This window comes from Ruegeria sp. BG6, assembly GCF_056538465.1.
On sequence record NZ_JBQFTB010000009.1, the window covers coordinates 47,707 to 72,802 of the forward strand.

The 25,096-nt window shown below is 57.5% G+C and carries 24 protein-coding genes; 9 read left to right on the forward strand and 15 right to left on the reverse strand.

Going from position 1 to position 25,096, the window contains the following annotated elements:
* Positions 1–148 precede the first annotated feature (148 nt).
* The 7 genes from ACR0JW_RS15865 to ACR0JW_RS15895 all read left to right on the forward strand — a co-directional run bounded on the left by ACR0JW_RS15865 (position 149) and on the right by ACR0JW_RS15895 (position 7,678).
* On the forward strand, positions 149–1,174 hold the full coding sequence (locus tag ACR0JW_RS15865; protein ID WP_170614622.1) for a LacI family DNA-binding transcriptional regulator: 1,026 nt from the start codon (positions 149–151) through the stop codon (positions 1,172–1,174).
* 95 nt (positions 1,175–1,269) lie between these two features.
* Positions 1,270–2,574, forward strand: a complete 1,305-nt coding sequence (locus ACR0JW_RS15870; RefSeq protein WP_170614621.1) for an ABC transporter substrate-binding protein — start codon at positions 1,270–1,272, stop codon at positions 2,572–2,574.
* A gap of 108 nt (positions 2,575–2,682) precedes the next feature.
* Positions 2,683–3,549, forward strand: a complete 867-nt coding sequence (locus ACR0JW_RS15875; protein WP_170375757.1) for a carbohydrate ABC transporter permease — start codon at positions 2,683–2,685, stop codon at positions 3,547–3,549.
* Positions 3,550–3,561: 12 nt separating this feature from the next.
* On the forward strand, positions 3,562–4,392 hold the full coding sequence (locus tag ACR0JW_RS15880; protein WP_170614620.1) for a carbohydrate ABC transporter permease: 831 nt from the start codon (positions 3,562–3,564) through the stop codon (positions 4,390–4,392).
* 12 nt (positions 4,393–4,404) lie between these two features.
* Entirely contained in the window at positions 4,405–5,409 is a 1,005-nt protein-coding gene (locus ACR0JW_RS15885; RefSeq protein WP_170680395.1) for an ABC transporter ATP-binding protein, read from the forward strand.
* A complete protein-coding gene (locus tag ACR0JW_RS15890; protein ID WP_170824844.1) occupies positions 5,406–6,179 on the forward strand; it encodes an L-iditol 2-dehydrogenase in 774 nt (257 codons plus the stop codon). The genes ACR0JW_RS15885 and ACR0JW_RS15890 overlap by 4 nt, the downstream gene beginning before the upstream one ends.
* Positions 6,179–7,678 carry a mannitol dehydrogenase family protein gene (locus tag ACR0JW_RS15895; RefSeq protein WP_170680397.1) on the forward strand — a complete coding sequence of 500 codons (1,500 nt, stop codon included), beginning with the start codon at positions 6,179–6,181 and terminating at the stop codon, positions 7,676–7,678. The genes ACR0JW_RS15890 and ACR0JW_RS15895 overlap by 1 nt, the downstream gene beginning before the upstream one ends.
* A 112-nt stretch (positions 7,679–7,790) precedes the next feature.
* Here ACR0JW_RS15895 and ACR0JW_RS15900 read toward each other — a convergent pair whose 3' ends face one another.
* The 5 genes from ACR0JW_RS15900 to xylF form a co-directional block, all read right to left on the reverse strand.
* Positions 7,791–7,967, reverse strand: a complete 177-nt coding sequence (locus ACR0JW_RS15900; protein ID WP_480714207.1) for a (2Fe-2S)-binding protein — start codon at positions 7,965–7,967, stop codon at positions 7,791–7,793.
* A 91-nt stretch (positions 7,968–8,058) separates the two neighbouring features.
* Complete coding sequence (gene xylA, locus ACR0JW_RS15905) at positions 8,059–9,366, reverse strand: xylose isomerase (protein ID WP_480714171.1); 1,308 nt, start codon at positions 9,364–9,366, stop codon at positions 8,059–8,061.
* Positions 9,367–9,375: 9 nt separating this feature from the next.
* Complete coding sequence (locus ACR0JW_RS15910; protein WP_170680399.1) at positions 9,376–10,179, reverse strand: ATP-binding cassette domain-containing protein; 804 nt, start codon at positions 10,177–10,179, stop codon at positions 9,376–9,378.
* Entirely contained in the window at positions 10,179–11,477 is a 1,299-nt protein-coding gene (locus ACR0JW_RS15915; protein WP_170680401.1) for a sugar ABC transporter permease, read from the reverse strand. The genes ACR0JW_RS15910 and ACR0JW_RS15915 overlap by 1 nt, the downstream gene beginning before the upstream one ends.
* A gap of 62 nt (positions 11,478–11,539) precedes the next feature.
* Positions 11,540–12,523 carry a D-xylose ABC transporter substrate-binding protein gene (gene xylF, locus ACR0JW_RS15920; RefSeq protein ID WP_480441309.1) on the reverse strand — a complete coding sequence of 328 codons (984 nt, stop codon included), beginning with the start codon at positions 12,521–12,523 and terminating at the stop codon, positions 11,540–11,542.
* 187 nt (positions 12,524–12,710) lie between these two features.
* Between xylF and ACR0JW_RS15925 the strand changes: the two genes are divergently transcribed.
* Both ACR0JW_RS15925 and ACR0JW_RS15930 read left to right on the forward strand, forming a co-directional pair.
* Positions 12,711–13,928 carry an ROK family protein gene (locus tag ACR0JW_RS15925; RefSeq protein WP_480714172.1) on the forward strand — a complete coding sequence of 406 codons (1,218 nt, stop codon included), beginning with the start codon at positions 12,711–12,713 and terminating at the stop codon, positions 13,926–13,928.
* The gene (locus ACR0JW_RS15930) at positions 13,918–15,429 is read left to right on the forward strand and encodes a CRTAC1 family protein (protein ID WP_170680405.1); all 1,512 of its coding nucleotides are present in this window, start codon (positions 13,918–13,920) and stop codon (positions 15,427–15,429) included. Before ACR0JW_RS15925 ends, ACR0JW_RS15930 begins: the two co-directional genes overlap by 11 nt.
* Here the strand turns inward: ACR0JW_RS15930 and ACR0JW_RS15935 are convergent, their stop codons facing one another.
* From ACR0JW_RS15935 to hisD, 10 genes are all read right to left on the reverse strand, one after another.
* Positions 15,430–16,731 carry a cytochrome c peroxidase gene (locus ACR0JW_RS15935; RefSeq protein ID WP_170680407.1) on the reverse strand — a complete coding sequence of 434 codons (1,302 nt, stop codon included), beginning with the start codon at positions 16,729–16,731 and terminating at the stop codon, positions 15,430–15,432.
* On the reverse strand, positions 16,721–17,680 hold the full coding sequence (locus ACR0JW_RS15940) for an aldose epimerase family protein (RefSeq protein WP_480714173.1): 960 nt from the start codon (positions 17,678–17,680) through the stop codon (positions 16,721–16,723). The genes ACR0JW_RS15935 and ACR0JW_RS15940 overlap by 11 nt, the downstream gene beginning before the upstream one ends.
* Positions 17,677–19,134 carry a xylulokinase gene (xylB, locus tag ACR0JW_RS15945; protein WP_480714174.1) on the reverse strand — a complete coding sequence of 486 codons (1,458 nt, stop codon included), beginning with the start codon at positions 19,132–19,134 and terminating at the stop codon, positions 17,677–17,679. Before xylB ends, ACR0JW_RS15940 begins: the two co-directional genes overlap by 4 nt.
* 264 nt (positions 19,135–19,398) lie before the next feature.
* Positions 19,399–20,493, reverse strand: a complete 1,095-nt coding sequence (locus tag ACR0JW_RS15950; RefSeq protein ID WP_480714175.1) for an alpha-hydroxy acid oxidase — start codon at positions 20,491–20,493, stop codon at positions 19,399–19,401.
* Positions 20,493–21,047, reverse strand: a complete 555-nt coding sequence (gene comE, locus ACR0JW_RS15955; RefSeq protein WP_480714176.1) for a sulfopyruvate decarboxylase subunit beta — start codon at positions 21,045–21,047, stop codon at positions 20,493–20,495. Before comE ends, ACR0JW_RS15950 begins: the two co-directional genes overlap by 1 nt.
* A complete protein-coding gene (comD, locus tag ACR0JW_RS15960) occupies positions 21,044–21,550 on the reverse strand; it encodes a sulfopyruvate decarboxylase subunit alpha (RefSeq protein WP_170614597.1) in 507 nt (168 codons plus the stop codon). The genes comE and comD overlap by 4 nt, the downstream gene beginning before the upstream one ends.
* Before the next feature lie 62 nt (positions 21,551–21,612).
* Positions 21,613–22,023 (reverse strand): universal stress protein, encoded by a 411-nt coding sequence (locus ACR0JW_RS15965; protein WP_170680417.1) that lies wholly within the window; start codon positions 22,021–22,023, stop codon positions 21,613–21,615.
* A 27-nt stretch (positions 22,024–22,050) separates the two neighbouring features.
* On the reverse strand, positions 22,051–23,031 hold the full coding sequence (locus ACR0JW_RS15970) for an alcohol dehydrogenase catalytic domain-containing protein (RefSeq protein ID WP_170680418.1): 981 nt from the start codon (positions 23,029–23,031) through the stop codon (positions 22,051–22,053).
* Positions 23,028–23,789 (reverse strand): SDR family NAD(P)-dependent oxidoreductase, encoded by a 762-nt coding sequence (locus tag ACR0JW_RS15975; protein WP_480714177.1) that lies wholly within the window; start codon positions 23,787–23,789, stop codon positions 23,028–23,030. Before ACR0JW_RS15975 ends, ACR0JW_RS15970 begins: the two co-directional genes overlap by 4 nt.
* Positions 23,782–25,089, reverse strand: coding sequence for a histidinol dehydrogenase (gene hisD / locus ACR0JW_RS15980; protein WP_170680422.1), 1,308 nt, complete (start codon positions 25,087–25,089; stop codon positions 23,782–23,784). Before hisD ends, ACR0JW_RS15975 begins: the two co-directional genes overlap by 8 nt.
* Between the last annotated feature and the right edge of the window lie 7 nt (positions 25,090–25,096).

The following is a 25,096-nucleotide window of genomic DNA, read 5'->3' on the forward strand; positions in this document are numbered from 1 at the left end:
CCAGTTGAGAGACTGTTGCGCAAGGTCGGCAATGGCTGGCACGCTGTCAACACCCGTTGCCAGCCGGGCTATTGATTTTTTAGCGCGCGCAAAGAATATGTAAAGCTACGATAAGATCAAGGCGGACAGTATCCGCAGGCAGACTGGCATGACCAAAATAAAGAATATGGAAGAGTTCGCGGCCCTCAGCGGGATTTCGCGACCGACGGTATCCAAGTACTTTCACGACCCCGATAGTGTTCGCCCGACGACACGGGCCCGCATCGAAGAAGCGCTGGAACGGTTTGACTATCGCCCCAATATCTTTGCGGTGAACCAGAACCGGAAGCTGACCAAGAATATCGGCATTGTCGTTCCCTATCTGGCCGATCCGTTCTTTGCCGAAATCGCGCGTTATCTGGAACAAAGCTGTATCGCGGCCGGGTATCGCCCTTCCCTGTTCAGCTCTCATGGCGAACAGAAGCTGGAAAATGAAATCATGGACGGGCTGCAATCCCTGAAACCCGCCGGGGTTTTGCTGGCGCCATTGGGGCGGATTTCAGACCGTTCGGCAATCGAAAAGTTCTGCGCCAATGTGCCGACAGTTCTGTTTGACAGTAACCTTGATGGACTTGGCGCGGCATTCGTCGGGTCGGACAATTTCAGTTTTGTCTCGCAAACTGTGGAATACATGACGCGCACAGGCGAACCGCCCTCGTTCTTTGAAATGCGGACGCCTGCCAACCCGAACGCCAACAAAAGACGCAAGGCCTATGTTGAGGTCATGGAGCGTCTCGGGTTTGAGCCACATATCATCAAGGTCGACGGCACGGGCTGGGCGTTTGAAGAAATTGGCCACAGGGGTGCACTGAAGGTTCTGGAGGAGCGCATGTTGCCGAGCGACTCGGTGTTATGCAGCAATGACCGGCTGGCCATCGGCTTTCTTGCGGCCTGCTACGAACAGGGGATTCGGGTTGGTCGCAAGGATGATTGCGCGCTTCGCGTGGCCTCGAATGACGACCATCCTTTCGCAAAGTTTACGTGCCCATCCCTGACAACAGCCGCGCATGACTATGACAATGTTGCCGGGCGCAGCGTCGAGACGCTGTTCGAACTCATTGAAAGTGGCGGGAAATTTGAAACGAGGACAGAGACGCTGTTCCCTGCAAGGCTTGTTTTAAGGGATTCTGCTTAGTCGCAACTTTTTAACGCGCGTAAAGTTTTTATTGACGCCGCGACAATTTACGCTCTAACCTCTCTGCACGACATCCAAGCTCAGGGAGGACAGGGATGTATCTGAAGAACGCACTTCGTGCGGCGACTGCACTGACTTTCGTCGCCACGGCAGCAGCCCACGCGCAATCCATCACGATCGCTACAGTGAACAACGGCGACATGATCCGGATGCAGGGCTATACCGACAAATTCACCGAAGCGACCGGGATCGATGTGGAGTGGGTGACGCTCGAGGAAAACGTCCTGCGTCAGCGCGTGACCACCGACATCACCACCAAAGGCGGTCAGTTCGACATCATGACCATCGGCATGTACGAGACGCCGATCTGGGGTGCGAATGGTTGGCTGGTGCCGTTGGACGGAATGTCCGCGGAATATGACGTCGACGACATTCTGCCCGCGATGGCCGGTGGCCTGAGCCATGAAGGGACGCTTTATGCGGCGCCGTTCTATGGCGAAAGCTCGATGATCATGTATCGTACGGACCTGATGGAAAAGGCAGGTCTGGAAATGCCCGAGGCACCGACCTGGCAATTCATTCGCGAAGCGGCGGCGGCAATGACCGACCGCGACAACGACATCAACGGCATCTGCCTGCGCGGCAAGGCGGGTTGGGGTGAAGGCGGCGCCTTCATCACCGTGACCGGAAACTCATTCGGTGCGCGGTGGTTTGACGAAAACTGGAAACCTCAGTTCGATCAGCCTGAATGGAAAGAGGCCCTGACCTTCTTTGTCGATATGATGGGTGAGTCCGGCCCCGCTGGCTATGCCACCAACGGCTTCAACGAAAACCTGTCGCTGTTCCAGCAGGGCAAATGCGGCATGTGGATTGACGCAACGGTCGCCGCTTCTTTCGTGACCAACCCCGACGATTCCACAGTCGCCGACAAGGTGGGCTTCGCACTGGCGCCCAATTCGGAAGGCGTGGACAAACGCGCCAATTGGCTTTGGGCTTGGGCCCTTGCGATTCCGGCAGGCACTCAGCAGGAAGACGCTGCCAAACAGTTTATCGAATGGGCGACCTCGAAAGACTACATCGAGCTGGTGGCCGAAAATGAAGGCTGGGCCAATGTGCCTCCGGGCGCGCGGACGTCGCTTTATGAGAACGACAACTACAAGGCGGTCCCGTTCGCAAAAATGACGCTGGAATCGATCCTGATGGCCGACCCGCAGAATTGCTGCGCACAGCCGACGCCCTATACCGGCATCCAGTTTGTCGCGATCCCGGAATTTGCGGGTATCGCCACTCAGGTAAGCCAGGAGTTCTCGGCAGTCTATGCCGGGCAGCAGACAGTGGACGAGGCCCTTGCCAAAGCGCAGGCCTTCACGGCTGAAGAAATGGAAGCCGCAGGATACTGAGGCATCCCTCCCCGGTGGGTGGGCAATGTCCCACCCGCCACTCTGACTTCCACAATTCCCGTTTTTCTCGCAGGCTATACTTACGCCTGAACAGAGAGGTCTTGCATCATGGCTACTCAACACTCCCGATCCGTTGCGCGCCTGATGATGGCACCTGCCGTGGTCCTTCTGCTTGGCTGGATGCTCGTGCCTCTGACGATGACACTGTATTTTTCCTTCAAGAAGTATCTGCCGCTGCGCGGCGGTGATCTGGGCTGGGTTGGTTTCGACAACTATGTCCGGTTCGTCTCATCCAGTTCGTTCTGGCCCGCGGTGCAAGCAACGCTGGTTATTGTCGGCGGCGTTCTGGTGATCACGGTTATTCTGGGCATTCTATTGGCGATGTTGCTGGACCAGCCAATGTGGGGACAAGGCGTCGTTCGGATCCTCGTGATCGCACCGTTTTTTGTCATGCCCACTGTGTCCGCGCTGGTCTGGAAGAACATGTTCATGGACCCGGTCAATGGCTTGCTTGCCCACTTGTGGCGCTTTTTCGGGGCCGAACCAATTTCGTGGCTGTCCGAGGCGTCGATGACCTCGATCATCATGATCGTGTCGTGGCAGTGGCTGCCTTTTGCGACGCTGATCCTGCTGACCGCAATCCAGTCGCTGGACAGTGAACAACTGGAAGCGGCCGAGATGGACGGCGCGCCGGTGCTGAAGCGGTTCTATCACATCATCCTGCCGCACCTCAGCCGCGCGATTACCATCGTGATCCTGATCCAGACGATCTTCCTTCTGTCGATCTTCGCCGAAATCTTCGTGACCACCGGCGGCGCGTTCGGCACCCGCACACTCACCTACCTGATCTTCCAGCGCGTTTTGGAAAGCCAGAATGTCGGCCTCGGATCAGCCGGAGGTGTTTACGCCATCATCCTAGCCAACATCGTTGCGATCTTCCTGATGCGCATCGTTGGCAAGAACCTGGACGCGTGAGGAGGTAAGACCATGGCCCGCGCCGTCACAACCCGCCGCAAATCGCTGAACACTGCCCTTGCATGGGCCGTCGGTTTGCTGATCTTCTTCCCGATCCTCTGGACCATCCTGACAAGCTTCAAGACCGAGGCGCAGGCGATCGCCAGCCCGCCGCTGTTCCTGAATTTCGACTGGACGCTGGAGAACTACGCGATCGTACAGGAGCGCTCAGACTACATGCGGTTCCTGTGGAATTCGGTTATCATCGCGGGCGGATCAACCATTCTGGGCGTGATAATCGCAGTGCCCGCCGCCTGGGCCATGGCATTTGTCCCCTCGAAACGCACCAAGGACATTCTGCTGTGGATGCTGTCCACCAAGATGTTGCCTGCCGTTGGCGTGCTTTACCCGATCTACCTGCTGTTCATCCGGTTGGGTCTGCTGGACACGCGCGGGGGGCTGGTCGTGGTTCTGATGTTGATCAACCTGCCGATCATCGTCTGGATGCTCTACACCTATTTCCGCGAGATCCCGGGTGAAATTCTGGAAGCCGCGCGGATGGATGGCGCGACGCTGAAAGAGGAAATCCTCTATGTCCTCACGCCCATGGCCATCCCGGGCATCGCCTCGACGGTTCTGCTGAACTTCATCCTGGCTTGGAACGAGGCGTTCTGGACCCTCAACCTGACCGCCGTCGACGCGGCTCCGCTCACCGCGTTTATCGCCAGCTATTCCAGCCCCGAAGGCCTGTTCTTTGCCAAGCTCAGCGCGGCCTCGACCATGGCGATTGCACCAATCCTGATCCTTGGCTGGTTCAGCCAGAAACAACTTGTCCGCGGCCTGACCTTCGGCGCTGTGAAATAAGGAACACGACACATGGGACGTATTCAACTCAAGTCCGTGACCAAAAGCTTCGGCGACGTACAGGTCATCCCCCCGCTGGACCTGACCATCGAGGATGGTGAGTTCACCGTCTTCGTCGGTCCGTCGGGGTGTGGCAAGTCTACCCTATTACGCCTGATCGCGGGGTTGGAGGATATCACGTCGGGTTCCATCGATATTGACGGATCGGATGCCACCGATGTCCCACCTGCCAAGCGGGGGCTGGCGATGGTGTTCCAGTCCTACGCCTTGTACCCGCACATGACTGTACGAAAGAACATCGCCTTTCCCCTGCGCATGGCCAAGCTGGATCAGGCCGAGATCGACAAACGCGTCGAAGGCGCGGCAAGTGTTCTGAACCTGAGCGACTATCTGGACCGCCGCCCCGGGCAGTTATCCGGCGGGCAGCGCCAGCGCGTTGCCATTGGTCGCGCCATCGTACGCGAGCCGGCAGCGTTTCTGTTTGATGAACCCCTGTCGAATCTTGACGCCGCGTTGCGCGTCGGCATGCGGCTTGAGATCAGCGAACTGCACGAACGCCTAGCGACAACAATGATATACGTGACCCACGATCAGGTTGAAGCCATGACAATGGCCGACAAGATCGTCGTTCTTCAGGCCGGTGTGATCGAACAGGTCGGCACCCCGCTGGAACTGTATCGCACGCCCCGAAATCTGTTTGTGGCAGGGTTCATCGGTTCACCCAGGATGAACTTTATCGAAGGCCCAGAGGCCGCAAAACATGGCGCGCAAACCATCGGAATTCGCCCCGAACACATCGCCGTTTCCGAGACCGAAGGAGAATGGTCCGGTGTCGTCAGCGTCTCCGAACATTTGGGCTCGGACACCTTCTTTCACGTCCACGAAACCGGTCTGGCAGAAACAATCACGGTCCGAGCAGATGGCGAGGTCGGTTTCCGCCACGGCGACCGCATCCACCTGACGCCGCGTGCAGATGTGATCCACCGGTTTGACGCGCAAGGCCTGCGGATCGAATGACACGCCTGACAGGCAAAACCGCCCTGATCACCGGGGCCGCGCGTGGCATCGGGTTGGCCTTTGCCAAAGCCTATGTGGCAGAAGGCGCGCGGGTCGCAATCGCCGACATTGACAGCAAACGAGCGCAGGAGGCGGCCGGTGAAATCGGGGAAGCTGCCCTGGCCGTCGAGATGGACGTGACCCGCCAGAACAGCATAGATGACGCCGTCGCGCGAACAGCCGCACATTTCGGTCCGATCGACATTCTGATCAACAACGCGGCCATCTTCACTGCCGCACCAATCGTTGAGATTGAGCGTGCCGACTACAATCGTGTCTTTGACATCAATGTCGCTGGCACATTGTTCACGATGCAGGCCGTTGCGCGCCACATGATCGAACACGGGATCAAGGGCCGGATCATCAACATGGCATCGCAGGCTGGGCGAAGGGGCGAACCTTTGGTCGCTGTGTACTGTGCCAGCAAGGCCGCGATCATATCGCTGACTCAATCAGCCGGCCTGAACCTGATTTCCCATGGGATCAACGTGAATGCCATCGCCCCGGGCGTTGTCGACGGGGAACATTGGGACGGTGTGGATGCGTTTTTTGCAAAACACGAAGGCAAGGTCCCCGGTCAGAAAAAACGCGATGTGGCGGCCGCCGTTCCGTATGGCCGAATGGGCCGCGCCGAAGATCTGACCGGGATGGCGGTGTTTCTGGCCTCTGACGAGGCCAAGTACATCGTCGCTCAAACCTACAATGTAGATGGCGGAAACTGGATGAGCTGATGGACCCCATGGCGAACGCAAAACCTCCGGTTCGGGTGCGGCGCGACAGCCTTGAAGGCCTGCCGGCATCCGTCAGAACACCGGTTTATAATAGCGCGGACCTGAGACCGGGCATCGTTCATATAGGTTTGGGTAATTTTCATCGTGCGCATCAGGCCTGGTATATCCACAAGTTGATGCAGCAGGGTCAGGCATTGGACTGGGCGATTATCGGGGCGGGTGTGCGAAGCTACGACGCCGATATGCGAAAGAAACTGCTGGCGCAGGACTGCCTGACAACATTGATCGAACTGGACCCCGAGGGAATATCTGCCGAGGTGATCGGCCCTATGATCGACTACCTTCCGATTCAGGATGGCAACGCATCTCTGATCCGGAAGATGGCTAATCCGGCCATCCGGATCGTATCGCTGACCGTGACCGAAGGCGGGTATTTTCTGGACGCCAAGACCGGTGCGTTCAACCTGAACCACGATGATATTCGCCATGACGCGGCAAATCCCAACCAGCCCCGCACCGCTTTTGGCGCCATTGTTGCCGCGCTCGGGCAGCGCCGGGCGAACGGTCTGAAACCCTTTACCGCGCTCAGCTGCGATAACCTTCAGGGCAACGGTGCGATTTTGCGAAACTGTATCGTTGGATTGGCCCGTATGTCCGACCCCGATCTGGCCGATTGGATAGACCGGTATTGCGCGTTTCCGAACTCGATGGTGGACTGCATTGTGCCCGCGACGACGGAACAATTAATATCGCAATGCCGCAACCTCGGCATCGACGACCGTGCGCCGGTCTCGCATGAAAACTTTCGCCAGTGGGTGATCGAGGACGATTTTTGTGACGGGCGGCCGCCGCTGGATGAGGTTGGCGTGACGCTGACCCAAGATGTCCATAGTTACGAGACAATGAAACTGCGCATACTGAATGGCGGCCACCAATTGCTGGCAAATGCTGGGGAAATTCTGAATGTCCCCACGATTGCAGATTGCATGCAGGACCCCGACATCGTGTCGTTTTTCCGCAAAGTTCAGGCCGAAGAAATTCTTCCCCATGTCAAACCTGTCCCCGGAGCAACCGCGACTGAATATCTTGGATTGGTCGAGGGGCGTTTTTCGAATACCGCAATCCACGATTCGACGCGTCGGGTCGCGTTCGACGGATCATCACGCCATCCGGGGTTTTTGCTGCCCTCGATGCGCGATGCGCTTGCCACCGGTTCTTCCCTGAACGGGCTTGCGCTGTCCCAAGCTTTCTGGTGCCGGATGTGCACGGGGGTTCGCGAAGATGGATCCGAAATCGCCCCAAACGACCCTCACTGGGAGGACTTGAAAAAAACGGCGCTGGCCTCCAGGGCCAATCCGCAACTGTGGATCGAACAAAGCCAGTACTGTGGTGCGTTTGGCCGAGACACTCCCTTTGCCAACGATTTTGCCCGCTGGCTGACCGCGATCTGGCAGCGAGGTTGTCGGGCAGTGATAGCTGAGTATCTCGCTTCGAATTAATCTCCACACTTATCCGGCACCACAAAAAGGGTGCTCTCTCAAGCCAAATGGACTTAGAAAATAGAACCTGGCTTCGCTGTTTCCGGACGCTGAACAGGCCCCCCACTCCACCTCAGGCCAAGTTCGTCTGGCAAAGCCGTTCCGAATGTTCAACGACCAAATCGGCAAGCTCCGGCCGACACGAACCACAATTCGTTCCAGCTTGAAGGGCGTCTCCGATTTCATCCACATCAACCAGTTTTTCGTCGTGAATTGCGCGGATTATGCCTTTTGCCCGACGCCGAAACACGAACAGATCATCGGGCAAATGTTGGGACAAGCGCTGTGAACTGCTAATTGTGTCAATCTCTCAATACCCGCATATTGAATGCAGCCCCTGTTCAGACAAACCTGTTTACATAGTTCTCCAGGATTTCCTGATGTCCCGATTGCGGCCTCGGATTTATGTTCTCACGCAAAACGCGCGCAGCAATCTCTTCCAGACCGCTATCCAGAATCGTCGCCGCTGAAGGCGTGTTCCAGCCCGAGTAACGCTTCGACAGCTCAGCTTCCAAACCGCCATCTTCAATCATGGCGGCAGCGGCCTTCAAACCCCGGGCGCAGATATCCATACCGCCTACATGGGCAGCCACCAAATCTTTTGCATCAAAGGACTGGCGGCGGATTTTTGCGTCGAAATTTGTGCCTCCGGTGGTAAAGCCACCGGCCTTCAATATGTAATAATAAGCCAAGGCAACTTCCGGCGTGTTATTTGGGAACTGGTCTGTATCCCAACCCGACTGGTAGTCGTTGCGGTTCATATCGATCGAGCCCAGCATTCCCTCGGCTGCGGCCACTGCAATTTCATGCTCAAAGCTGTGCCCTGCAAGGATCGCATGCCCCTGCTCGAGGTTCAGCTTCACTTCAGACTCCAACCCGTACTTTCTGAGGAATCCGATGCAGGTTGCCGCGTCATAATCGTATTGGTGCTTGGACGGCTCCTGTGGTTTGGGTTCTACCAGAATGGCGCCTTTGAACCCGATCTTGTGTTTATACTCCACGACCATATTCAGAAACCGACCCATGTGGTCCAGTTCGGTTTTCATATCCGTGTTCAGCAGGGTCTCGTACCCTTCGCGCCCGCCCCATAGAACATAGTTTTCGCCACCGAGCTTGTGGGTCGCGTCCAGGCAGGATTTCACCGTTGCCGCCGCAAAGGCAAAAACGTCGGGATCGGGATTGGTGCTGGCGCCGGCCATCCAGCGGCGATGGCTGAACATATTGGCCGTGCCCCAAAGCAGTTTCGTCCCGGACACCTGCATCTTTTCGCCAATGTAATCCGTGATTTCTTCCAGAGTTCTCAGATTGTCGGCAAAATTTCCCTGTTCGGGCCGGATGTCAGCGTCGTGCCAGCAGAAGTAGGGCTGACCGAGCACTTCAAACATTTCGAAAGCAATATCTGCCTTCAAACGAGCCCGCCCCATATCATCCTGAGGATACCACGGGCGTTCAAAGGTAGGACCACCAAAGGGGTCTCCGCCCTCCCACGCGAATGAGTGCCACCAGGCGACTGCAAACCGCAGATGATCTTCCATGCGTTTGCCCATGACCATCTCGTCCGGATCATAGTGCCGGAAGGCCAGCGGGTTCGTGCTGCCTACGCCTTCAAACTGGATCCGCTCGATCCCTTCAAAAAATCCGCTTGGCATTTCTGCCCCCTACTCTGCTTTTTGTGCTGGCTGCTTGCCGAGAATGATCATCGACAGAAGGTCGTCATCGGTGACATCTGCGATATCGACCGTTCCAACCAGTTTCCCATTCTTCATGACCGAGGCGCGGTCACACAGCTCCATGACGGCATGAACATCGTGATCGATCAGGAAGATACCGATACCTTGCGCCTTCAACTGGTGGATCAGATCCGCCACCATCTGCGTTTCATGCGGCCCAAGAGCCGCTGTTGGCTCGTCCATAATCAGAATGCGTGCGTTGAAGTAGACGGCCCGGGCAATTGCCACGGATTGCCTTTGCCCCCCCGACAACGCGGAAACCGGGTCATTGAACTTCTGAAAATTGGGGTTCAGCTGCGCCATGATCTTGCGGCACTCGGCCTCCATGGCTGCATCGTTGACCAACCCGAAAGGCGTCGTCATCTCGCGCCCCAGGAAAAGGTTCGACGTTGCATCCAGATTGTCGGCCAAGGCGAGCGTTTGGTAGATCGTTTCGATGTTGTTCGCGCGGGCATCGCGGGGGTTTCCGATCTCGACACGTTTACCGTCGATCAAAATTTCGCCCTGATCCATTTGATAGGCACCGGACAGAACCTTGATCAAAGTGGATTTCCCGGCCCCGTTATGCCCGAGCAAACCAACCACCTCACCGGGATAGAGATCGACAGACACATGGTCGACGGCCTTGATCCCGCCGAAGGAGATCGAGATATCGCGCATCTCGACCAAGGGCGGCGCGCCGGTTCCACGGCCAGCATTGGTTGGTGTTTTCTGCGTGTCCTGAGCTTGCATCACTTTGCCCCCAGTCGCTTGCGGTAGACGATGTCGATATAGACGGCCAGTACAAGAACGCTACCGACCACGATGTTCTGAAACGGTGCATCGACGCCAACCATGGCCATGCCAGATTGCAGCGCTTGCATGATCAATGCGCCAAGGATCGCGCCGTATATGGTGCCGATGCCACCGGACAACGCGGTTCCACCGATGACGGCGGCGGCAATGACCCTCAGTTCATCCAGCGTGCCAATGTCGTTCGAATGGTTGGCCAGACGGGCCGAGGCGACCACGGCCGAAACAGCGCACAGAAAGCCCATCAGTGCAAAAATCTTCACGGTCAGCAGACGTGTATTGATGCCCGAAAGTTCTGCCGCATCCGGGTTGCCACCAGTGGCAAAGATGTAGCGCCCGAACCGGGTTTTTCGCGCCACGACCGTAAGTGTCACCGCCACGATGATCAGGATGAGGACAGAAATCGGTATGCCGTATCCGACGACCAGCCCTTCGGGCATCGTCTCTCCGCGCGCTTCGAACATGCGCTGCAATCGGCGCGTCGGAATGGCGTAGCTGTTGACGATGTAGACGTAGCCAAGGATGGCAATTGCGATTATCCCGGCCAGGGTGGCCTCGGCCCAAACAGGCTTAACGGGGAAGCCATGCGCGGCTTTTGCGCGACGGCCGCTCCACAAGGCCCAGATGGCGATCCCGGTGGCAAACAAGCCAAACAGCCAGCTTGTCGTTGCCCCCAAGGTTCCGTTGGTTCCGCCAAACATCAGGAACGTACTGTCCAGAGGACCAATGGTCTGGCCGCTGGTCAAATACCATGCCACGTTCCTCCAGACCAGAAACCCGCCTAGCGTGACGATGAAGGCCGGTATCGTCAGGTACCCGACCATCCAGCCGTGAAAAGCACCGATCAATGTGCCGACAAACAACCCCACGACTATGGTAATCGCCCAGGTTGCCGGGTTGTTCAAACCCATCCCGAGGACCTGTGGCAAAAGTTCGGTTTGCGTCATTGCCATCACGGCCGAAGTCGTTGCCAGCAAGGCGCCGACCGACAGATCAATGTGACGCGTAACGATGATGAACACCATCCCGCAGGCCATGATTGCCACCGAAACCGTCTGAATTGACAGGTTGAACAGGTTGCGAGGTGTCAGGAACCGCCCATCGGTGACGATGTTGAACCCGATGCACAGGATGACAAACGCGCCGATCATTCCCAAAAGCCGCATATCCAGTTCCAATTGCTGGAACAGGCTGGGTTTCGCTTTTTCAGGTACCGGCTGAGACGAAGTTTCGGTCATTTCCGATCTTTCATAGTCAGCAATAGTCCCCGGCCCCCAAAAAGGGCCAGGGACTTTAGGTTTTAGTTACAAGGAGCCGGGCCGTTTTCGACGCCCTGGCACAAGTCTTCCAGCGGAATCCATCCGGCATCCACCACGACAGTCAGGTTGTCTTTGGTGATCGGTACCGGCGCCAGGAAGACCGAGTTCATCGCAGTGCCACCCGGCGAAGTCCAGCTGACCGCGCCTTCAACATCTGCAGGACTTGTGCCACCGCTCAGCGCCAATGCGATTTCACCAGCCGCTTTACCCAATTCACGGGCATCTTTCCAAACCGAAACAGTTTGAGTGCCCAGTGCAACCCGGTTCAGCGCTGCGTGGTCGCCATCCTGTCCCGACACCGGAATGCCTTCCATGCCCTGTGCCGTCAGGGCCGCAACAACACCGCCTGCAGTTCCGTCATTCGAAGCGACAACCGCGTCCACCTTGTTTTCATTTGCGGTCAGGATCTGCTCCATGTTCCGCTGTGCGTTCGCAGGAAGCCAGCCATCCGTATAGGCTTCGCCGACAATTACGATGTCACCACTGTCGACGGCCGCTCCGATGATTTCTTGTTGGCCGCCCCGCAGGAAGTCAGCGTTTGGATCGGTCGGCGAACCTTTGATCATGACGTAGTTGCCCTTGGGCATGGCCGCAAAAACGGCCCGGGCCTGCATTCTGCCAACCTCGACGTTGTCAAAGGTCAGGTAAAACGCACGGTCGTCCTCGATAAGGCGGTCATAAGCAATGACCGGGATGCCTTCGTCAGCTGCCGCCTGAACCGCCGGTCCGATAGCCTGTGCGTCCTGCGCCAGAATGATAAGGGCGTCGACACCCTGGGCGATCAGGCTTTCGATATCCGAAAGCTGCTTTGCGGAAGACGATTGCGCATCTGCCGAAATGTACTCGGCGCCCCCTGCTTCCAGCGCCGATTTGATGGCCGCTTCGTCCGTCTTCCAACGCTCTTCCTGAAAGTTGGACCAGCTTACACCGACCACCGGCTCTGCGAATGCAACCGTGGCCAGCATAGTGGCCGCAGCTGAAAAGCTGAGAATTCGTTTCATGATTTCCTCCCATATGCCGAGCAATCGCTTCTCGATTCGCGGCTCTCACAATTTTGAATAGCATATTTATTTCAGTCGGTAAAATATTTACTCTATTAGACGAACTGAAATTCAAATAAGTTGAGCCAACGGTGAGATTCGCGAGGACAAGATGCTGAAAAGCAAAGCCTCTCCGGTTTCTTTGGAACAAAGAAATGCAACCCGGCTACGGGTGTTGGAGCACATCAGAACAAAAGGATCCGTCTCGCGGATCGATATCGCTTCGGCCCTGCAAACCAGCCCTGCGACGGTAACGGCGGCGACAGCAGATCTCATCTCGGCCGGATTGATCAAGGAAACCCAAAGTGAAGCGCAGCTGAAATCCGGGAAAAGAGGCAGACCAAGGGTTTTGCTGCAATTGGACGGTCAGTCTTACCTTGTGGCAGGGCTCAAGGTCGCGCGTCAGGTGATCTCGGTCATTCTGGTCGACTTCCAAGGCAATGAGGTGGCTTCACACAAGTATGCGCTGGAATCCGCCAGAATGTCGTCGACGGATTTTGTGCTGGCGATCCGCGAGGCACTCGAGGAGACCTGCGGAAAGATTGATGCCTCTATCGGCGACCTTGCTGGCGTCTCAATCGGGGTGGCTGGTCTCGTTGATGCCAGGGGAAACTTCGTGCACTGGTCATCTTCGATTGCCGAAAGAAACATCGATTTCAATCGCCTGCTGTCAAAAGAACTGTCCTGCCCTGCTTTCGTGGATAACGACGCGAACCTTGTTGCAAAGGCTGAACAGTTGTTCGGACTTGGCAAGGGGCTGAGCAACTTCCTTGTTGTCACGATCGAACATGGGGTCGGTCTGGGTATTGTTCTGGACGGAAAGCTATATCGAGGAGAGCGCGGCTGCGGAGCTGAGTTCGGGCACACCAAGGTACAGCTTGACGGCGCATCGTGCCAATGCGGTCAACGCGGATGTCTGGAAGCCTATGTCGGAGATTATGCCCTGATCCGTGAAATGACGGTTACAGGTCATTCCAATGAAATGCAGGCTGTTTCCGACATTCATGATCTTGCCGATTCTGGAGATGAAAGAGCGTCTTCCGTGTTGGCCCGTGCTGGTCAGATGTTTGGCCTTGGGGTTTCCAATCTGATCAACCTTTTTGACCCAGAATGCATTATCGTCTCGGGCACGCAAAAAAGCTTTGAGCATCTGTGTTCAAGCGAGGTTATGACCCGCATCCGAAGCGGCGTCGTGAATGTCGATGCGCCGCTGCCGGACATCAAAGTTCACCATTGGGGCGATTTGATGTGGGCCAAAGGCGCCGCAGCATACGGAATCGAACAGATTTCGATCCTAAAGGTCAAGGAACTCTCGGCAAATGCGTCCTGAGTTTGCTGCCCTCGTGGTTCTTGCCACCACTGCAAATGCCGGGCCGAACGTGCCCGAGTTCGTTGGCATCGAGGTGCCGGAACATATTTACGATGGCGGCTGGGAGCATTTTGTCGGCGGCGGTGTCGCCGTGTTCGATTGCAACGGAGATTCTTTGCCCGAACTGTTCGTGGCCGGCGGATCGAACCGGTCGCAACTGTTCCACAACACCTCGCAGGGCACGATTTCTTTTAAGGTCGAGACGCCTGATGAATTGTCCCTGACCGGCGTAACCGGCGCGTACCCGCTGGACATAGACAGCGACGGTCTGATGGATCTGGCGGTTTTGCGTGTTGGTCCGGACCTTCTTCTCAAAGGCCGCCCAAATTGTCGGTTCGGCCCTTTTGATAACCTTGGCTTCTTGTCGGAAGACCACTGGACCACAGGTTTTTCAGCCACTTGGGAAGATGGGCAGTCCTTGCCGACGCTGGCATTCGGGACTTATGTTGATCGGTTCGATCCCGACGGCCCTTTTGAAACTTGCGGACCTACCCTCCTCTACCGCCCCCATGGCAGCGGCTACCAGCAGCCGCTGCACCTTGAACCCGGCCACTGTTCGCTTTCAATTTTGTTTTCCGACTGGGCCCGGACCGGACGCGCGGACCTTCGCGTCAGCAATGACCGCCATTACTACGTCAGGGGTGGACAAGAGCAATTGTGGGCCATGGAAGCCGACCCGCGGTTGTATGATCTGGATGAAGGCTGGTTACCTTATTCGATCTGGGGAATGGGGATCGCATCAAGGGATCTGACCGGCGACGGCTTTCCCGAAGTTTATCTGACGTCCATGGGCGATCAGAAGCTTCAGGTTTTCGACCCAAGCGCCAACGGCCCGACCTGGCGCGATGCGACCTACGAAAAGGGAACAACAGCCCATAGACCGCATAGTGGCGGTGACGGAAGACCGTCGACCGGGTGGCACGCTCAATTTGGCGACGTCAACAACGATGGTAAGGACGACATCTTCGTTGCGAAAGGCAATGTCGAGCAAATGCCCGACGCCGCGCTGAACGATCCCAACAACCTGCTCATGCAAACCCCGGAAGGTCAGTTCGTCGAAGCCTCAGTCGATGCCGGGGTGGCGTCGATGGCAAAGTCTCGCGGTGCGGCCATGGCAGATCTGAACAATGACGGAAGATTGGATCTGGTGGTCGTCAACCGTGGTTCGACACTCGAAGTCAGCCAGAACATCTCGCAGGGTGGCAATTGGCTGTTGGTTGATCTTACTCAGGACCAATCTAATCGAGCCGCGATAGGAGGGTTTGTCGAACTCAGAACCTCGCAAGGTGTTCAGACCCGCGAAATAACAGTTGGCGGCGGTCATGCCGGAGGCATAGCCGGGTTCCATCATTTTGGCCTGGGGAATGAGGACCGCGCACAGATTCGTGTGATCTGGCCGGATGGAAAGAAAAGCAAGTGGCTGGAAACCCACGCCAACCAGATCTTCCGAATTCGGCGTTAGTTACTTGTCAATGGGCAGGCCGCTGGGGACCTGATCGGGCACACCGAGCCGCTCCGCCGGATGTTCAAGGCTTGCCAGAAAGCTCAGCAGCGCCTCAATCTCTTGATCTGTCAGGGTGATTTTCGGCAAGCTGGTACTTTCGGCAATCGCATCCACATTTTTCTGGTCCAGCATTGGATTTTGATCTTCGGAACCCGGGAAGTCTGGCAACCGGGCCATTTCAATCGAGTAGTTTTTCAAGGACGTCACCGGATCCAGATGGTGGCGCACCATGTCCTCAAGACGGGCAAAAGCTCCGTTATGTCCATACGGAGCAGTCAGTGTCACGTTACGCAGTGAGGGCGTTCGAAAAGCGAATGTATCCTCCGCGCGACCAGTCACGCGGAGACGCCCGTCGTCCCGATTGTGGCTCTCAAACCGCGCCGCTTTTCCGGGGCCGATTTGCGGCATCGCGATTGAATGAAACTGGTGATCCGTCTGGAACCAGCCCGAATGGCAACTGCTGCACTCAGCCTTACCGTAGAACAGGCTCATGCCGATTGTGGCCTTTTCCGACAACTCACCTTCACCTCTCATCGCGCGGTCGAACGGGCTGTTATCCGCGCGCCACTCGAACGCGATGAAATCCGCGATTGCGTTGGCAATATCCGTGAATGTGATCTCTTTGCCCGGCGTGATCTCATCGAACCTTTGCCGGTACTCCGGAACAGCCGCGACACGGGCTGCAATCAGATCCCATGCGCCGCCTGGTTGTGTCAAAAACCCAAGTCGCACCGCTTTGCTGACGTCATTCTCGGAATAATGACCTGCCATTTCGTCCGCCGACAAAACCGGGAACATGGCTTGTGCCGCCAGTGCCGACTGGAACCCGGGCCTCATATGCGTTCCCAGCGGCGTCCTGATGCCATTGACTTGGCTTGGGTCCGTCTCAAGCCGTCCGTCATGAAAGAACGTCGTGAATTCAATGGCTCCGAGGTTCCAAAGACCTGGCGAGTTTCTGGGAATTCTTTGTTCGGGCGTGTTCACGGCATCCAGCGTGCGATCCGTACCCAGCCCTATTCCCCCTTCCCCGATGCCAAGGGAAAGACCATCTGACGTACCCAGCCTGGGATGATGACAGGTCGCGCAACTGATGTTCTTGTTGCCCGACAAGATCGGGTCGTAGAAAAGAAACCGCCCCAACTCGACGCTGTCGAAACCAGGCTCAAGGAACTCCGGCCTCGGCCCAAGCTCTTGAGCACATATGCCACCGGCGCCCCACATGGACAGGCTGAAAACTGTGACTAGCGACTTAGCCCTCATGCCAACCCTCGGAGATCTCTAAGGCAAGCACCTGACGGTACGGGTTCTGAGGTGTACAGATAATCGACGGAAACGACGGGATATTTGGGGCGTTGGGGTATCCCGATGGCTCGATACAGAGACCAGACGAACCACGAGACGGTTTTGCCATCTTCGCCCCTGAATACACCTGCGCTCCAGGCTGGTCAGAATAGACTGTCAAAGCAAGACCAGAAAGTGCCGAAAATACCGCTACCGGAGCCTTTGGATCACGGTTTTGGTCGAAGCAAAAGTAGTGATCGATCCCTGCAGAAATACTTCCAATCGATTTTGACTCTTCAAAGTCCAACTCGTTTTCCGTGGTTGAACAGACCCGACCGGAAGGAATTCCTTGATGGTCGATTTCCAGATACCGGTTTGAGGCAAGTTTCAACCTGTGCGCGTCGACCCCGTATGAGCTTCCCAAGGTGTAGTAGTTGTGTTGCGTCAGACTGATGGGCGTAGGCCGGTCCGGATTGGCTGTGAACGAATAAATCAATCGCGGAAGCTGCAGCGAGATCCGGACTTCGAACCTAACCTCCCCCGGAAAGCCGCTTTCCCCGTCGCGTGAAAGATAGCTCAGCAAGACCTCGTTTGGCGCCATCTTCTTGAGATCCCAGAATTGACTGGAAAGTCCCTTCTCTCCACCATGAAGGGTGTTTTCACTTTCATTGGCGCTCAGTTCGAAACCAGTGCCTTCCAGATCAAAGCGCGCACCGCCAATCCGGTTCGCGACGCGTCCGACAATTGCACCCGTATAACTTGTATCTTTGAAGTACGCGGACAGGTCATTGAACCCCAGAATGAGCGGCCTGTCCTTGTACAACCACTCTTGCGTGATTGCGCCGTAATTCAGGACCGAGGCCCGCATTTCCCCATCCGTCAACACAGCTGTTTCGACCCGAGAGAGCTTTTCCGTGTCCGGTGTCATCTTGCCGCCAACGGCGCGAGCGCCTTGTAGTATTGCCGGTATCGCCCGTATTCGCTTTCATAAAGGTCGATCAGGTCACTACGCGGCTCTATAGTTTCCTCGATCTCCGGCGGCGTCATGACATCTGCCGGATTTGTGTTGTTGGCAGCACAGATGGCAAGGCGCGCGGCGCCCATGGCCGCTCCGAATTCGCTGCCTTTGGGCACGTCCAGCGGCACCTGCAAAACGGTGGCGAGTGTTTCCAACCAAAACCTCGACCGCGCGCCCCCTCCTACGGCCATCAGGCTGTTTGGTTCTGTTCCCGTACTTTTCAGGGCTTCAAGGCAATCTCTCATCGCAAATGCAACACCCTCCATCACCGCCCGGGTCAGATCGACAGGTTCGGATGCCACGTCCACGCCCAGAAATGCGCCCCGGATCTTGCTGTCGTTGTGCGGGGTTCGTTCGCCGGACAGGAAGGGAAGGAACGTAACCGACGAAGGCCCAGTCACCCCGTCAGGCAACGCCGCAACCAGTTCTTCCACTGGTTTACCGAGGTTCCGTGACAGCCAGTTCATGCTGTTTGTGGCCGACAGGATAACCCCCATTTGTATCCACTTGTCCGGGATAGCATGGCAAAAGCAGTGCACAGCAGTTTCAGGTGCGGGCGCATAGGTATCCCTGGCAACAAGCAAAACGCCGGAGGTTCCCAGTGAGACAAAGCCTGCACCGTCCCGAATGCTGCCGATACCGCAGGCTGATGCGGCGTTGTCCCCTGCTCCTCCGGCTACGACAACACGATCGGAAAGCCCCCACTCTTGCCGCAACTCGGCTTTCAACTCTCCACCAGGCTCACTGCCTTCAACCAAGCAAGGCATTTGGTCCGTGCGCATGTGGCAAGCGGCCAGCGCGGTTTCCGACCATTGCCGAGCGCCAACATCCAACCAGGAGGTCCCCGCACTGTCTGACACATCCGAGACATATTCGCCCGTCAGCCAGAATCGAAAATAGTCTTTTGGCAGCAGAACTTTAGCGGTCTTTGCGAATACCTCCGGCTCATGTGAGCGCACCCATTCCAATTTTGGCGCTGTGAACCCCGGGAACACGATATTCCCTGATATGGCGCGCATCTGCGGTGTCTGATCCAACATCCTCGCCTCATCAGCGGACCGTGTGTCGTTCCAAAGAATACATGGTCGCAATACATTGCCGGCTTTATCCAGAAGGGTGGCACCGTGCATATGTCCGCTAAGACCGATACCCAGCAGTTTTGCGAAGGCACTTTCGTTGCTGACGCGGATTTGCCTGACAACTTCTTGGCACGCATCAATCCAATCTGATGGGTTCTGTTCGGACCATCCAGACTTTGGCGTCGAAGTTGAAACGCTGACCTCGGCGCTGCTTACGACCAAACCGTTTTCATCTACCAAAATCCCTCTGAGACCAGATGTTCCCAAATCCAACCCAAGGTACATTCGACGCAAATCCCCATTTTTATTTTAGTTGATAAAATTAATTGAACCCGAGATCTTGTCAAGGCGCTGATCAAACCACTCCGTGTGGGGCGCGACATGAAGTCCCTTCTATCCCGCAGTTCCGCAAAAGAGGTGGTGCAGTACTGGCCCGAGCTGAACTCAACGGCCTACCCCAAGCGTCGCAGTTCCGCAAAATAGGTCAAGCCGTAAGCGACCGCTATTTCAGCCGGATTGTCGGGTGTTTTACGCGCGCAGTGCTCGCAGTCAGGGGCCGGTCAGAGAGGTCTTCCCGGTCTGCGCCATGGCAATGCTCAGTTCTTCGCTAAGCGCGTCCCACAATTGCTCCAAACCGGATTCACCCGCGGCCGCAATGGCATACTGCAGGATCCTTCCGACAAATACGTAGTCCGCCCCGACCGACAATGCCTTGAGAACATCTTCGCCTGACCGGATGCCGCTGTCGTAGAACACGGGAAAGTCTGGCCCAAGATCGGCACGGATCTTTGCCAGCATGTCAATCGGCGCAGGCGCAGAATCCAACTGCCGCGCGCCATGGCTTGAAACCTGGATGGCATCCACGCCTGCCGACATCAGGTTGCGGGCATCTTCGACGTCCAGCACGCCCTTGACGACCAGTTTTCCAGGCCAAAGGTCGCGCAATTGCACCAAAGTGTCCCATGTGGCACGCGCCCGGCTTTCGGTACGATCGAAGTCATAGCCTTCCATCTCGAAATTGGCCATCACAGGCTTGCCCTTCAGAAGGGTGTTCAATGACCAGTACGGGTGCAGTGCGAAGTCGATGAACTGGCGCGGGCCGATGCGGAACGGCATCTTGAACCCATGGCGCAATTCGCGCGGGCGACGGCCGACCTCGGGGACATCGACGGTCAGGACAAGGACGTCATACCCGGCCTGTTTCGCACGCTCGGCCAGTTTGAAAGATCCCGTCCCGTCTCCGCTGAAATACAACTGAAACCAGGCATTGCCTTCGGCCTCGGTAATGATCTCTTCCATCGGCGTCGAGGCCACGGTCGATACGACATGTGGCACGCTGTAGCGCGCCGCAAGCCTCGCAAGCATCAAATCAGCGCCCGGGGCGGCAAGGTTGCACATCCCCATGGGGGCGATACCGAAGGGCCTGTCTGCCTCGACATCAAAGACCCGAGACGCCATCGACCGTTGACTGACATCGCGCAGGATACGGGGTCGCAAGGTTATGGCGTCCAATGCGGCACGGTTGCGCGCCGCGCCGGTTTCGGCCCCGGCGGAGCCGTCGATATAATCGAACACCATCCACGGCAGACGCCGCCGAGCCAGACGGCGGGCGTCTTCGGCGCTATGGATGGTGCCTGCGGCCATCAGGCCTGTACGGCCTTCATGAAGCGGTCGCGGATGACGACCGGGTCCATCGTGATCGGCGGCATCTTGGCATTTCCGCTTTCGCATTTGCTGACGATGATGGTCATCTGTTTGACATCCAGTGCCTCTTGCAGCACACGGCCCGTGTCCTGGGCGGCACATTCGATCACCCGCTCGCACCCGGCGGCCTCGGCCATTTTCGTCAGGGACGTTTTCTGCCCGGCATAGGTTGGCTGATCCCCGGTCGACCCGTATGAGCCATTGTCCACGATCAGCAGGATATAGTTGTCGGCCACGTTGTTGGCGATGGTCGGCAAAGTACCAAGATTGGTCAGGATCGAGCCGTCACCATCGATGACGATCACCGGCTTCGGCTGCGACAGGGCGAGCCCCAGACCGATGCTCGAGGCCAGTCCCATGGTGCCCAGCATGTAGAAGTTGGTCGGCTGATCGTCGATGGCGTGCAGTTCCTGGCTGGGGATGCCGATATTGCAGACAACCAGCTGATCACGCAGGATCGGGGCGATTTCCTTCAGGATTTCAGAGCGGATCATTGGTCGCCGTAGCCTCCCCAGAAGTTGGCGTCGGTCAGGATGGCGACCGGCTTGTTGCACATGAAGGTATATTTCAGGATCGCGTCCAGTTCCTCGACATCCGACTGATGGTGGAAATGATAGGTCGGGATATTGAGCTGGGCCAACAGTGCCTTGGTGTGCACCGCCATCTCGACCTGACAGGCGATGGGTTCGCGCAACTCACCGCGATACGAGATCAGCATGGGCAGTGGCATCCGGTAGTACTGGATCAGGGTGGCCAACGTGTTGATCGTAACGCCGATGGCGGTGTTCTGCATGATAATCGCAGGGCGCTTGCCGCCCATCCATGCCCCGGCGCACAGGCCCATGCCTTCGTCTTCCTTGTTCGAAGGTATGTGATAGATGCCGTCGCGCTGGTCGATTTCTTCGATCACGCCCGCCAATTGCTTGCAAGGGACGGTGGTTACGAACGAAACATCGTTCGCAACCAGGTCGTCTGTTATCTTTTTGTCTATGTCCATATCCGGGATATCAGTCCTGTCTGTGGCGCATAACGCGCGGTTGGATGTGTCAGTATCTGGGTTCAGGCGGTGCGGCAGACATGCACCGCGCACGGAGCATGGCGAACAACGCGGGCTGCCGTTGTGCCCAGAAAATAGTCGCTGAGGCCGGGCTTGTGAGAACCAACGACAATGCAGTCCGCGCCGTGTTTTTCCGCGTATTCGACGATGCCGCGATACGAACGGCCCTTCACGATCTCGGCTGTTACGTTGTCATGGTCTGACGTTTTCTGGGCCAGCTGGCGGCGGGCCGTTTCAAACCCTTCGCGCACGACGTCTTCGTCCAAATAAGTGCCGACTGAGCCATGCGGCGCTTCGTAGACGTGCAGAGCAATGATCTGCCCACCCGGATTGCATAATGTCGTGGCGGCCCTGAGGGTGGTGCCGGAAACTCCGTGATCCAGGGCCATGGGAACCAGGACTTTGTCATACATGGGTTCTCTCCGTTTTATCGCAGGCGTTCAGGCCCACGGGTCGAGGATAATCTTGGGCGCAGCCACCGAACCGGACCGCAGGTCGTGAAAGGCGGCAGCGCCGTCAGACAACGGGCGCAATTCGGGCCAGTCGAGCGGGCCCAGGCGACCTTCAAAAATTGCCTGTGCGGTGTCACGGAAATCCTGCGCGGTATAGGTATAAGTGCCGATGAATGTGATTTCCTGCAAGGTCATGCGGCGGATATCCAGACCGCCTGCATCCTCACCCAGACCGACATGCGTAATTACTCCGCCCGGCATTGCAATCGCCGAGGCTGCGGCACGGGTGGCAGCATACCCCACCGCATCCACCACCAGCGGCACCATGCCCTGAAACGCGTCGATTGTCTGTTGGCCGCAGCGCTCTGTCAGAAAGGCACGGCGGGCGGCGTTGGGTTCCTGTATCGTCACATCATCCACACCTATGGCGCGAAACGCCAAGGCAGCCGCCAGCCCGATCGCGCCGCCGCCGATGACAAGCGCGCGGCGTTCCATCTGTGGATTCAGCGCTTCGAGTGCAAGTCGGGCGGCATGCCAGCTTACGGCCAGCGGTTCACTCAGCGCCGCCTTTTCCAGCGGCACGTCATCCGGCACCGTTACCAGATTGCGCTCGGGGATTGCCACGAACTGCGCAAAGGCCCCCTCGCGCGGGGGCATTGAAATGATCTCGCGGCGGGCGCAGAGGTTTTCGCGCCCGGACACACAGGCGGCACACTCTTCACAGGTGACCAACGGATTGATCGCTACCCGTTGACCATCACGCGGCCCGCCGACGATTACTCCAGCCGCCTCGTGCCCCAATATGAGCGGCGCAGGACGCCGGGCGTCATGACCCATATAGGCATGCATGTCGGACCCGCAGATGCCCGAGGCATGGATGCGGATCAGGTGTTCGCCTGCCTGGGCCGCAGCCATCGGCACATCGCGAAAGCCAAGCTTCTCAACCCCTTCATAGACAAGCGCTTTCATTTTGCCGTGAACCCTCCATCAACCATCAGGACTTGCCCGGTGACATAACCCGACGCTTCGGAACACAGAAACAACAGCGGTCCGTCGATATCCTCAAGCCGGCCATTGCGGCCGATACAGGTTTGCGCCGCATTGCCCGCAGCGCGCGCCTTGTCGCTGAACACGGCCTGAGTCAGCTCGGTCGGGAAGAACCCGGGCCCGATCGCGTTGGCGGTGATGCCGTAGGGCGACCAGGCTTCTGCCATGGCGCGGGTCATCTGACCGACCCCGCCCTTGCTGGCTCCGTAGGCGATGCCACCGGGAAAAGCCCGAAAGGTCTGGAGCGACGCGAAATTGACGATCCGCCCCCACCCCCGTTCCTTCATCGCAGGCACAAATGCCTGGCTGATAAAGAAGGGCGCTGAAAGGTTCAAAGCCAGCGTCTGGTCCCAATCCGCAATCGTCACTTCGTCCGCTGGCTGTCGTGTATTGATCCCGGCCGCATGTACCAGAATATCCGGCATTCCGAAGGGGGCTGAAATCGCTTCTGCCAGCGCCTTCAGCCCGCTGCGGTCCGCCACATCCGCCACCACATGGGCAGCGCCAGCCCCGATTTCCGCACACAGACCTTCCAATGCCTCGGTACGCCGTGCGACCGCCACAACCTGCGCTCCGGCGGCAGCGAGCGTCACTGCTGCTTGCCGACCCAAACCGGAACTGGCGCCGGTGACACAGGCAGTTCGGCCTGACAGATCAAACAGAGCACGCGGGTCAGCCATTTGCGGTCAGATCAAAGACTTCGTCCGGGAAGTACTTGGCCAACCGGACGTCGGCGGCACGCGCGTGCCCCTCCATCCCTTCCAGCCGGGCAATCCGCGCGGTGGCCTCGGCCACTGGTTTCGAACCCTCGCGAGTTGCGCGCTGCCAGGTGACGATCTTCATGTATTTGTGAACCGACAGCCCGCCAGTATAGCTTGCCGCGCGCGAAGTCGGCAGCACATGGTTGGTCCCTGCGGCCTTGTCGCCGTAGGAAACTGTAGTCTCTTCACCCAGGAACAATGAGCCGTAGCAGGTCAGCCGCTCAAGCCACCAATCCAGATCCGCGGCCTGCACTGTCAGATGCTCGGGCGCGTATTCGTCGGAACAGGCGGCCATGTCCTCTCGATCCGCACAAAGGATCACCTCGGCATAGTCACGCCAGGCCGCTGCGGCGTTCTCGCGGTTCACCTCGGGCAGGTCGTTGATGTAATCCGGTACCAGCCGCATCACGTCTTCCGCCAGGGCGCGGTTGTCGGTAACCAGCCAGACCGGAGAGTTGTAGCCATGCTCTGCCTGGCTCACCAGATCGGTAGCGACGATGTGGGCGTCCGCTGTGCCGTCAGCCAGGATCAGGCTGTCTGTCGGGCCTGCGATCATGTCGATGCCAACGCGACCAAACAGGATGCGCTTGGCCTCGGCAACAAACTGATTTCCAGGGCCCACCAGGATGTTTGCCTTGGGCAAGCCAAACAGACCGAATGTCATTGCCGCAACACCCTGAACACCACCCATTGCCATGATTTTATCCGCACCGCAGATGTGGGCGGCATAGATGATGGCCGGGGCCACGCCTACGCCGGGGCGTGGCGGCGAACAGGCGGTGATATGCTTGCACCCTGCCACCTTGGCGGTGGTCACGGTCATGATGGCGCTGGCAATATGGCTGTAGCGCCCGCCCGGCACGTAGCATCCGGCCGCGTCCACCGGGATCGCCTTTTGCCCGGTCACGAAACCGGGGGAGATTTCCATTTCCACGTCATGCACGGTGCCTTTTTGCAGTTGGGCAAAGCGGCGAACATTGTCGTGGGAAAACCGAATATCGGCCTTCAGTTTCTCCGGGACCAGTGCACAAGCCGCTTCGATCTCTTCCGGCGTCAGCAGCACGTTGCCCTCGTACTGGTCAAACTTTGCGGCATATTCCAGAGCCTTGGCATCGCCTCCAGTCTCAATGTCGTCGAGGATGCCCTGCACGATCTTATGAGTTTCAGACGCGTCCGACTTAGGGGTCAGGGTAGCCTTTTTCAGGTATTCACGGGTCATTTCCAGG